The following is a 10,691-nucleotide window of genomic DNA, read 5'->3' on the forward strand; positions in this document are numbered from 1 at the left end:
ATAAAAGGAGTAAAGTCACTATGCAATGCCCAGCATGTGAGAGACAAACAACACATATAAGCATTTGCGGCACAGAGCTTGATGTATGCCAAGGAGGCTGCGGTGGAATATGGTTTGACAATTATGAGTTAAAGAAATTCGACGAGCCGCACGAAGAGGCTGGCCAACTTCTTGACATTGAAATTAATTCAAATATCAAGGTAGATTTAGAAACAAGAAGGAATTGCCCCAAATGTGTTGATATTAAGCTCATGCGACATTACTTCAGCATCAAGAGAAAGGTGGTGGTCGATGAATGTGCAAACTGTGGTGGAATCTGGCTAGATGGTGGAGAATTAAATAAAGTAAGGGGCCTATATCCCTCTGAAGAAGACAAGAAAATCGCTACAGAAAACCTATACAATGAACTATTCCAGCGTGAGATAGATAAGGAGAATGAGCAGCTCTACACTAATAAAAACAAACAAATAAGAATGGGCAATATTTTGAAATTCATCCACTAAACTAGGTTATAAAGCTTATCAGCCATGACAACAGCGCTAACATGATTATTGTGCTTTAAAGCCAGCCTTGGTCTTTCCATCAGCACGTTAATGACCTGGTCAATAAACTCTATGTCTTTGCAGAAACCTCTAAACGAGAACTTCTCAAAACTAATGATGCTAGCTAAGCCATGGAGAAAGCTTTTTAAATAATTCATGAAGAGCTTTATTTTTGTGGCAACCTTTTTATCGTTGCTTGTCTCCTCTTGCAATAAAGAACCGGCAAACTTTCCGACAAGAAAAACAGATGAGTCAGCAAGGCGAAAAAATGTTCATAGCAAGAGCAGAACTCCTGGTTCCAATCATCCTCATGACTTAAAGGAGATCACCAATGTTTCGGCATTGATCAACCGTCTGGCTTCTGCAGATAAAAGATGGAGGCCAAAGGTTATAACAATGGCAGATGGCTCAAAGCGCTATACATATCAAAAAAGACTTCATGAAGGAACCCTTACGTTGGAGGAGTTAAAGGAAAGAATCAAGAACCCCAGTAACTTTGAGGCCGAAAAAACTGGTATTGCTCAACTTATCAAAAAGTTGAGGTCACTTGGGATACCCATTTTTATCGGAGAAACACATTCTGTTCAAGCAGTAGGAACATGGAATCCGTCAAGCAATCGAATAATACTTCGACAATTATTAGTTGACAATGGAACGCCAGATTTTCATGAAGCGCTAAGCCACGAAGCAATCCATGTGGCCCAAAGTTGTGCGTCAGGTTCCATTAATAATAAACCGCGCCCCCTTGGACTGCCACTCAAATATTCCGTATCTATAGATGAAAAGGTTTCTCACCCTTTATACGCAATAAATTTCAAAGACAATTTGCAAATAGAGCGCGAAGCCTATTCCCATAGCAGAGAGCCTGGAAAAGCACGTAAGCTTCTTGATCATTACTGCAACTGATAAAAAATTTAGCTGATATCCAATCTTACAACCAGAAACCAACTCTGGATAAAATATTTATCCCTCTTATCACTCAACAAAACTATAAGAACCACCTAATTTATCACCCCTAACTATTTACTCGCTCTTAAGTAAATAAGCCGTGAGAATGTCATAACATTAGTCAGCGATAATTTCGTTATCATTTCCGGTCACTCTTGCTATCTTGATCGATGGCTTATTTGTTGGAAAGCTGTTGTTTTAAGACTTGTAGTCTGGCTTCAGCCAGGTTTTATTAATGATTTAGCACGCGTTCTGAATTGAGAAATGAAGTTTGTCTTTTTCAGACGCCTGAGCGTGCGCAACTGAATGATCAACTGGCGTTGAGGAGTGCTGGGGTTCTCGGCAAACCGGTGTTCCTGATAGGCCATCACGAGCTGCGCAAGCTTTTGGTTGAGATTTGCTGACAGCCTGTTGTTCCTCAAGCATGACTCAAGCGGTTCTCCCTCTTTGAGTTTGATACCCAGTCTTCGCATGCAGTCATCTAGTTCCTTGCGAAGTTTGTTTTTGTTTTTTGGTTGTAGCCAGCCCAGCACCACAAGAGCGACTGCAAGCAACATGGCAATGCTTGCCAGTAAAAGTGTGCCTTGCCAGCGGCTGGCATGAGCACCAAAAAGCTTGCGCAGCAGTTCTTCCTGTTTGGACTGGTCGAATTGCATCACCCATAAGTTCCAGTTCAAATCGAGGGTTTGCCAATGCCCTTGCAGCCATCGCATCCAGCTAGGTGCATTGGCCAGCAGACGTTGATCATCGCTGCTGCCTGCGGCGCCAAGACTGTTGAAAAGATTCTGCTCTAGGCGGCTTGGCACGACCCACCCGGTGGGATCTACACGGATCCAGCCACGCTCTGGAAGCCAGACTTCACTCCAGGCATGTGCATCAGCCTGTGTCACCTTAAGGTGACCGTTTTCATTGCCTAAATCTTGTATCCATTCTCCGCCCTGGTAACCAATCACAACCCTGGCGGGGACATCAGCGGCCCGCATTAAAGCAGTAAAAGCAGCAGCAAAATGCTCGCAGAATCCTTTCTGGCTTACAAAGAGAAAGGTATCAAGGGCATCTCGATAAGGAAGAAGACCAGGCTTGAGTGTGTAGCGGAAGCCTTGAGCGAGAAACCAGCGCTTGGCTCTCTCCAGACGTTGTTCGGGTTCGGGCAATTGACTCCATTGATTGCCTAGAGCTTTTAAACGTGGGTTGCTGTTGTTGGGAAGATACTTGTCAGTCGGTCTGGAAGGCAGTTGGCGCCAGGGCTCTTTCGCATCAGGGCCCGCCGCTACCAGGCTGTAAACAATGCGGCTTTGCACTGGCATTGGTTGCCAAAGACCGCCGTTGTTGCTGCGACGAATCTCAGAAGGCATGGGTAGACCACGGCCATTCCATGGCAACCAATGCAGGTTGTTGGCTTCTAGCAGCACCAGTTGTTGCGGTAGTAAGGCCTCCGAAGTTGGCGGTGTCGGTGAGGCCAGGCTCGGTTCTGCCTTGGAGATCGACCAGCGGCGACCATCGAACTCGTTCAGCGCCATCACTCTCCAATACCGCTGAGCAGGAGGAGGAGGAGCCATGCCTTTGAACTGCAGGCGCATAGCTGTGGAATTGTTTTGAACCAGGGAGGCAATTGAGCCTGGAACCAGTTGATCGCTAAGGCCTGTCTGATGACCAGTTTGCAATTGCCATAGGGGCCCAATTCGCGGTGCAAGCAAAAACAAGGCCACCATCAGCGGCAGGCTGACGCTCACCAAAAGCAGCAGAGTTTGTAGAAGTCCGGGGCCTTTTGCGGCACCAAGCTCCAGGCCCAGTAGAGACCCCACTGCCAGAAAAGCTGAGATCCCTTGCATCAGACTGGATCCCAACCCTTGGGCGAAAACACCAGCCATCCCAATGGCTAGTAAAAGCAGCAGACCAGTGCGACGAATCGCCGCTGGCTGGAGAGCTTCCAGCAGCTTGAGACCGCTTAATAGCCAAAACAGGTTGGCGCAGCTGATCAGCAAACCGCTCATCGCACCGAGCGAAGTCTGGGTTAGCCAGGCCATTCCCAAGCCAAACAGCAAACCATTGGGAAGCCAGCCCGGACGTTGAAGTAGAGGGGGCGACCACAATTTCAGAAAAATGAGTAACGGCAAGCTGATCAACACCATCGGCTGGGCTTCACGCATGCTCAGCAATTGGAGCCATAACGTCGCCAATGATCCGCTTTGCAAATAAATGGCAAGGCGGATATTGCTCATGCCAAAGCCAGGGCTTGCAATGCAGCGTCGCGATGTTGCCTACCACAGCCATGGGGCAGGTTGCACCCTGGTAGTTCCATGGCAAAGGGCTGATCGCTTTGACAGAGCTTCATGACTCGATCCGTCAAGTGCTCAAGAGCTGTCTCGAAGGGCAACTGCGGATCTAGCTTGAGTACGCGTTGACTTGCGGCTGCGGCGCTGAAGCGTTTTGTCAGCCAGCCACGCCCTCCTGCAAGTTGTTTCCATGCAACCCGTTGGAGACCTTCTTCCGGTCGATGGGACCTGAGTTCCTGGAAGTCGTCTGTGCCGCTGGCATGGTTTGTATGGCTCGTGGTTTGATGTTCTTGCTGCCATGGTCGCCACTGTTCGATGACCGGACCTGAAACAGCCTTGGGATAGATAAGTTGTTGTTGGGTTGGCATCCAGTAGCTCCAGCAGACGAAAAGGCCTAGTGGTGCCCTTGAGAAAATCTTGAGTCGCCCAGGCGTTTGGAGGCCTCGCCGGCTTGGTTGCCAACATGGTTGTGCCAAGGAGATACCTATTGGCACCAATGGTTGCACCATTAAGGGTTGATGGCTGAATACAAGCCGCAGCCCATACCTCTCATGGCGGCTTTGAAGACAGATGGGATAAGGCACCAGTTCACCTGCAAAGCCAGCATCAACTGCGGCAATGGAGAGCTCAAGTCCTTGAAGGTTGAACTGAGTGAGGAACATGCTTAACAGGAACAGGCCGGAGCAGAGAAAGGCCAGAAGTAATGGCCCATTGCTGTTGCTGTTAATGCCAATCAGGTAGAGCACTGCGATACCAAGCAGCCAGAGTCCGCCAAAAGCTGAAGGCAGGATGTAGAGCTTGCGCATGCTGAGGGTTAGCTGCGTTCCTTCACGGGTAAGACGCTGCTTCAGCCGCTTGCGAAGACCCTGGATCATCGAATGGCGTCCACCTGTTTGAGTAAATGTTCGCTAAGGCTGTCTGGGCCTCTTGGTTGACCAGCATCCAATCGGTGTTCAGCAATAGCTGTAAACACGGAAATCACATCAGCTGGGGTGACGTATTTGCGCTGCTCTAGTAGTGCCCAGCCCCTGGCAGCGGCGATGAGGCCTTGGCCTGCTCTTGGTGAGAGCGCGGCAGGACTCTTTTGGTATCTGCTGGTTGCTAATAGATCGAGTACATAGTCCACAAGTGAGCTTTGCACTGTTAAATCACTGCATTGCTGCTGGGCTTCGATCAAGCCACGGCAATCGATGCCGTTCTCCAACTGATCCACTGGATTGGCATGGCCTAAAAGCAAATTACGCTCGGCATCTCGATCGGGAAAACCAATTGAAAGCCGCATCAGAAAGCGGTCGAGTTGTGATTCAGGTAGTGGCGATGTGCCGGTTTGATCCAAACCGTTTTGAGTTGCGATCACAAAAAATGGCTGAGGTAATGGATGGCTGATGCCATCAACGCTGACTACGTTGGAAGACATGGCTTCCAAGAGGGCACTCTGAGTGCGTGGGCTGGCGCGGTTGATCTCATCGGCAAGCAGCACATTGCAAAACAACGGCCCCTGATGGAACTGAAAGGTTTCGGTTTTTTTTTCGTAAATCGATACGCCGATGAGATCAGCAGGTAGAAGATCATTTGTGAAATGAACCCTGTTGAAGGTCAGGCCAAAACTGCGAGCCAAGGCTTCCGCCAAGGTGGTTTTTCCCATTCCAGGAAGATCTTCAATTAATAGATGTCCGCGTGCTAATAGACAGGAAACGGCAAGACGAACCTGCTGGGGTTTGCCTAAAACAACGCCATTGATCTGATGCAACACCTGATCTAGCAGCTGGGGGAGTGTTGCGGACATGCAGAACACGACAATTCCCTATCAAGCCTAAGCGCGTATTACTGCGCTGGTAAAAGGCCAGGGAAGTCCACGATACGTAGTTCACGTGATTAAAAATATGCTCGCTGATTAGTTGACTTATTTGTGGTATCGATCACTGCGAAGGCTCCTAAGGCAAGACTTTTGTCTGATAACTTATTTTATGAATTTTAAGCCTTAGGCTCCTAATACTCACTGGCCTTTTAAGCAACACTCAAAATAGCTAATAGCCAAGACTATCAAACCTTCAAAAGCTACCAAGAAAATAAGCTCAGGCGAAAGTGGATTACATGGTTTTTTATTTTCCTTACTACCTAACTACGCTAATACTTACATCAAATGACTGATGAGATGCATCATTACTAATCTATTCATCGGGCCTGACAAAAGTTTACAGGCCCTTCAAGAGGGTAGACGTTTGGCAGAATCCCTACCTCTATATGAAATAAAGATGCACTTTTAAACTCACTTCTTGCAAGCAACTCGTATCAGTTCCAGAATATCAATACCGAAATGAAGGTCATGAAACTACAGGGCTGGAATATCACTACTTGGGTCGCTGGCATGATCCTTCTGATGCTTACCATCTTTTTCGTTTTGAGCGGATGGAATGCCGAAACGATCATTTCATGCATTGATTACACCGGTAGAAGCTCTCTATTTCTCTTCTCCATTGCCTTTACCGCATCGAGTGTCTATTCACTCTGGAAAACACCTTTTACAACCTAGACTCTTCACAACAGGCGCTACATCGGACTGAGCTTTGCAGCCTCGCACTTCATTCACCTCATCCTAATTGTATTGATCTCTTTGAACTTCCCAAAACCTTTCCTCGAAGATCAACCGATGGGTAAGTGGATTTTCGGTGGTATTGGTTATCTGTTTATTTTCCTGATGGCCTTAACTTCCACTGATCGAGCTCAGCAATGGATGGGTATGAAACATTGAAAGAGACTTCATTTGATTGGCATCCACTGGCTTTGGACCGTCTTTCTGCTCACCTACGTTGGACACACACGTGAAGATCCAAAGTTCTACATCCCGTTCTTTGTTTACACATTGGCCTTGCTTCCTTTGAGACTTATCAAGCACACCCCCCCGAAGGCACTTCACGGAGCAGCATCCTTGACTCACTAAATCCAAGTCTTATCAAGCAAAATGAGCGTTTTGCTGGTGCAAACAAAGCCAATGGGAGCAAAAGCCAGAAATTCTCAATTGTGCCGTACTTATTGAGGACAGCCTCTCTCCGTCGGGCAGTTTTGTCCGACGAAAATGGTTGAACTTTTCACACAGAGCAACTGCCAACGAGAAAAATCCATACCAGCCCAATAGCAAATGTGGTCTACGTAATCTCGAAGCTTCAAACACCCAGTCGTCATCACCATCAATCTGTTGTATTAAAAAATGAGTTACTTCACTTGGAAAGAGGCTGGTCTCACAAGCGACTGCGCAAGCCTTGAAGCCATGGCTTACCGTTTCGAAGAGGCTGCAAGTCTGATGCGACGCATGGCCCGAGAAGGCTTTCGGCTGGAACAGAACATGAAAAAACAACGCATCACTCATCCTGATCCCGATGTATTCGAAGCCTGGGGGTTCATCAGCGAAGAACCAGCCTTTCGACAGCTCACGCTGATCCCTGATCTCAAAGTGTAAAGGGATCTCAAATACCACTTTTAAGGCAATTCCCCTAACCAGCCGAGCGCGAAGATCAACTCATCATCAACACCTTCATGATGACTGTCTTACCAAAAACCTTGCTGTTACTTGGCAGCGGAGAACTCGGCAAAGAAATAACAATCGCCGCTCAACGGTTGGGCTGCCATGTCATCGCCTGTGATCGATACTCCGGGGCCCCGGCCATGCAAGTAGCAGACCAAGCAGAGGTTCTGGACATGAACAATTCAGAAGCCCTCACAGCCATCATCAGGCATCACCAACCGGATGTAGTCATTCCAGAGATCGAAGCATTGGCAGTCAATGCACTGGCAGAGCTTGAAAACGAAGGAATCACAGTGATCCCTACGGCCCGAGCCACAGCCGTAACGATGAATCGCGATCGAATCAGAGATCTCGCCAGCGCTGAATTGGCTCTACTGACCCCAAAATTTGCTTATGCCGGCAATGCCGAAGAACTCAAACATGCAGCTGAGCCCCTGGGCTGGCCAGTGGTGGTCAAACCAGTCATGAGCTCCTCCGGCAAAGGCCAAAGTGTGGTTAGCAATCCTGAAGGCCTTCGGCAAGCCTGGCAAGCCGCTATGGCAGGGTCCCGGGGTAACTCACCGCGAGTCATCGTGGAAGAGTTCCTTCACTTTGATCTAGAAATTACCTTGCTCACAATTCGCCAAGAGGATGGCTCCACCCTCTTCTGCGAACCAATCGGGCATGAACAAATTGGAGGAGATTATCAATGCAGCTGGCAACCAGCAGAACTCTCTACTGAACAACTCAAGCAAGCCCAATCAATGGCTCTGACTATTACCAAAAATCTTGGTGGTGTGGGATTGTTCGGGGTGGAGTTCTTTCTATGTGGCAATGAAGTGATTTTCTCGGAACTATCACCAAGGCCACATGACACCGGACTTGTCACCCTTATCAGCCAAAACCTTAGTGAATTCGAACTACACCTGCGCGCAGTGCTGAAATTACCTATTCCTACTATTCAAACTGCAGATGCAGCAGCAAGCAGGGTAATCCTGGCAAAAGACAATCTCTCATCCATTTCCTACAAAGGAGTGGAGAAAGCCCTCTCAGAAATTGACACCCAGATATTGCTGTTCGGCAAACCCAATGCTCGACCAGGGCGTCGCATGGGGGTTGCTTTAGCCAAAGGCAAGTCTATGGAAGCAGTTCGCTCTAAAGCTGATCGAGCCGCCGCATCCATCCAGGTAATAAAGGGCAAGGGTGTCAGTTAAGACTTTAAGAAAAACCGATAGTGATTTAAGCCATCTAAAAGTCCAAACAAATGCGGGTTGTTAGCAAAAAACACTCGTTGCTGATGACGCAAACCCTCCAGGCAAGGATCATGCTCTGCAAGGACTACTGAAGCAGTCAATCCCCTTACCAATTCAGCATCACCTTGTTGACTGGCAACAACCAAAATCTGCTCAAGAGGTAATCCCCAACGAAGAGAGAGATAGCGAATGGCTTCGCTTCGGGAAGCCCGCAAAGGCACCACATCCAAAAACCAATGACAACGCAAATGAGGACGTGCCGCCTGACCCCTTTGCCTTAAACGCTGACGGACGAGTGGCAAAATCGCCTCACCATGCTCTTTCAATAGATAACTCACCTTGTGAGGACCCTGCTCCTGATCGTCCTGAAGGGTCAAATGGTCCTTGAGATCAGCTAAAGCAGATACCACTGCCTGTCGCCGCCAATCAACGTCGATATGAGCCTGCCAAAAGCGATCCGACTGATCCTCCAATCCGTAATGGATTTCAGTACCCGCGCGACTAATCCAAACCCGAGGAGAAGGAAGATTCAGCTCTGCATAACGCTTTTTTGCAGCCTGCACAGAACGACCCGTCAATACTCCCAGACCATGCGCATCGCCAGAGCCAATGGATTCCAATCCCTCCCGCAGCGAAGCCAAACCCTCTGCCTCGGGTTCTTCTAAAGAACTATCAAGATCAAGCAACAACAAACTCTGCCCCAGTGGACTGCCCAGACACTCTTTATCTGTGGCCCAGATTCGTGGCTGAGACAATTCAAGACGTTGCTTCATCAATGCCAAGTAATGGCAAACATGAGCATCCCAACTGAAATGCCGACTGACCGCCTCAATCCCGTTATCACTCCAAAGACGCCACTGATCTGCGTCTGAACCAGCCTGCTCCATTACATCCTGAAGTGCCTCCAGATCAGTAACGTCAACCAACAAGCCGTTGTCACAACGAGCAAGGATGTCGCGCGGACCACCGTCATCAGTCGCCACCATCGGCAAACCACAGGCCGCCGCTTCAAGCAAAGTGAGCCCAAAGGGCTCGGTAAGCGCTGGATTCACAAACAAACCACGATGCAAGGCTGCCCATCGGTAAATCGCTGGGATCTGATCACGACGGTGCTGTTTGGGATAAGCCACTCGGCCATAAAGATCGTAACGATCCACGAGATCAAAAACCTGCTGGAACACCTCCCGCTGTTGCTTCTCCAACTGACGAGGATCATCCCGACAGCCGAGTACAAGCACAAGATTATGCCTTTGACGCAACACAGGCGAGCGGCCGTAAGCCTCCACCAAAAAAGGAATATTCTTACGACGCACAGCTCTGGAAATGGCCAAAAGAGGAGGTAAAGAAGGTTTCCTCAAAAAGGGCGCGAGCAATCCATCAACAACATCCGTTTCACTAGAAGATTGGAGTGGATGGAAGCGAATGGAATCAACGCCGGGAGGCACCACCTCCGCTTGCTCCGGAACAAAACGCCCATAGCGAGCGTATTGATGATCAATTTCCTGGCGAGTACTCGTAATCACCAAACTGCAATGAGCAAGAGTCAACTCTTCAGCATCAATGCGTTGACCAATGGCATATGTTTGCTCGATCTGTTCATGATCTCCACCAACTCCCAACAGACGTCGCAACTTTTCCCTGCCCAAGGAATGACCTGTAAACACCAAGGGAACACCCAGCCTGCGACTCACAAGGGCTCCCACATAGCCTGCATCGGCGTAATGAGCATGAATCCAATCAGGAAGATGTTCTTGCTGCTGGAGATGGCTAACGGTCTGATCCGCTAAATCATCCAAATAGGGCCAAAACAACTCCTTGCGCAAATATCGTCTTGGTCCAAAAGGCAGCCTGATGATCTTGGCCCCAGGAGCAATATCCTCAATGGGATTGGCATAGTCAGTAGAAACACGACGATCATGAATTAAGCGGGTAACCACCTCAACCTGCTCAATTTCCGAACGCGCAGCCAGGCCCCTGACAAGCTCGAGCACATAAAGAGCCTGGCCTCCTGTATCAGCATCGCGACCCAATTCCAAGTCGTGAGATCGAAACAGTCCATGAAGATGCAGATGAAGCAATCTCAAACCCATCTGATGCCTCCAAGGCAATCAACGAACCCATCCAGAGGCGGATGGCCATCAAGAAATAATCAAAGAACTTCCATCCTCAT

Annotated in this window: 8 protein-coding genes; 4 read left to right on the forward strand and 4 right to left on the reverse strand. The window is 48.6% G+C overall.

What is annotated here, in order from left to right; genetic code table 11:
* The first annotated feature begins 20 nt into the window (after positions 1–20).
* A complete protein-coding gene (locus SIB41_RS11430; RefSeq protein ID WP_413359076.1) occupies positions 21–503 on the forward strand; it encodes a zf-TFIIB domain-containing protein in 483 nt (160 codons plus the stop codon).
* Positions 504–698: 195 nt separating this feature from the next.
* Entirely contained in the window at positions 699–1,448 is a 750-nt protein-coding gene (locus SIB41_RS11435) for a hypothetical protein (RefSeq protein ID WP_413359078.1), read from the forward strand.
* A gap of 260 nt (positions 1,449–1,708) precedes the next feature.
* Here SIB41_RS11435 and SIB41_RS11440 read toward each other — a convergent pair whose 3' ends face one another.
* The 3 genes from SIB41_RS11440 to SIB41_RS11450 are packed head-to-tail and all read right to left on the reverse strand — an operon-like array spanning position 1,709 to position 5,552.
* Positions 1,709–3,712 carry a transglutaminaseTgpA domain-containing protein gene (locus SIB41_RS11440; protein WP_413359081.1) on the reverse strand — a complete coding sequence of 668 codons (2,004 nt, stop codon included), beginning with the start codon at positions 3,710–3,712 and terminating at the stop codon, positions 1,709–1,711.
* Complete coding sequence (locus tag SIB41_RS11445; protein WP_413359084.1) at positions 3,709–4,641, reverse strand: DUF58 domain-containing protein; 933 nt, start codon at positions 4,639–4,641, stop codon at positions 3,709–3,711. The genes SIB41_RS11440 and SIB41_RS11445 overlap by 4 nt, the downstream gene beginning before the upstream one ends.
* Positions 4,638–5,552 carry an AAA family ATPase gene (locus tag SIB41_RS11450; protein ID WP_413359086.1) on the reverse strand — a complete coding sequence of 305 codons (915 nt, stop codon included), beginning with the start codon at positions 5,550–5,552 and terminating at the stop codon, positions 4,638–4,640. The genes SIB41_RS11445 and SIB41_RS11450 overlap by 4 nt, the downstream gene beginning before the upstream one ends.
* A 1,422-nt stretch (positions 5,553–6,974) precedes the next feature.
* On the opposite strand from SIB41_RS11450, the gene SIB41_RS11455 reads away from it, so the two are divergent.
* Both SIB41_RS11455 and purT read left to right on the forward strand, forming a co-directional pair.
* Entirely contained in the window at positions 6,975–7,223 is a 249-nt protein-coding gene (locus SIB41_RS11455) for a hypothetical protein (protein WP_413359087.1), read from the forward strand.
* Between the two features lie 80 nt (positions 7,224–7,303).
* Positions 7,304–8,482: a formate-dependent phosphoribosylglycinamide formyltransferase gene (gene purT / locus SIB41_RS11460; RefSeq protein ID WP_413361541.1), complete on the forward strand. Its 1,179-nt coding sequence runs from the start codon at positions 7,304–7,306 to the stop codon at positions 8,480–8,482.
* On the opposite strand, the gene SIB41_RS11465 is transcribed toward purT, so the two are convergent.
* Entirely contained in the window at positions 8,479–10,611 is a 2,133-nt protein-coding gene (locus SIB41_RS11465) for an HAD family hydrolase (protein ID WP_413359089.1), read from the reverse strand. The genes purT and SIB41_RS11465 overlap by 4 nt on opposite strands.
* Between the last annotated feature and the right edge of the window lie 80 nt (positions 10,612–10,691).

The organism is Prochlorococcus sp. MIT 1201, assembly GCF_047303415.1.
GTDB classification, from domain to species: domain Bacteria; phylum Cyanobacteriota; class Cyanobacteriia; order PCC-6307; family Cyanobiaceae; genus Prochlorococcus; species Prochlorococcus marinus_D.

Bases quoted from the DNA above. Each gene is read 5' to 3' on its own strand.
- SIB41_RS11435 (WP_413359078.1), top strand. From the start codon at position 699: ATGAAGAGCTTTATTTTTGTGGCAACCTTTTTATCGTTGCTTGTCTCC.
- purT (WP_413361541.1), top strand. From the start codon at position 7,304: ATGACTGTCTTACCAAAAACCTTGCTGTTACTTGGCAGCGGAGAACTC.
- SIB41_RS11430 (WP_413359076.1), top strand. From the start codon at position 21: ATGCAATGCCCAGCATGTGAGAGACAAACAACACATATAAGCATTTGC.
- SIB41_RS11440 (WP_413359081.1), bottom strand. From the start codon at position 3,712: ATGAGCAATATCCGCCTTGCCATTTATTTGCAAAGCGGATCATTGGCG.
- SIB41_RS11465 (WP_413359089.1), bottom strand. From the start codon at position 10,611: ATGGGTTTGAGATTGCTTCATCTGCATCTTCATGGACTGTTTCGATCT.
- SIB41_RS11445 (WP_413359084.1), bottom strand. From the start codon at position 4,641: ATGATCCAGGGTCTTCGCAAGCGGCTGAAGCAGCGTCTTACCCGTGAA.
- SIB41_RS11450 (WP_413359086.1), bottom strand. From the start codon at position 5,552: ATGTCCGCAACACTCCCCCAGCTGCTAGATCAGGTGTTGCATCAGATC.
- SIB41_RS11455 (WP_413359087.1), top strand. From the start codon at position 6,975: ATGAGTTACTTCACTTGGAAAGAGGCTGGTCTCACAAGCGACTGCGCA.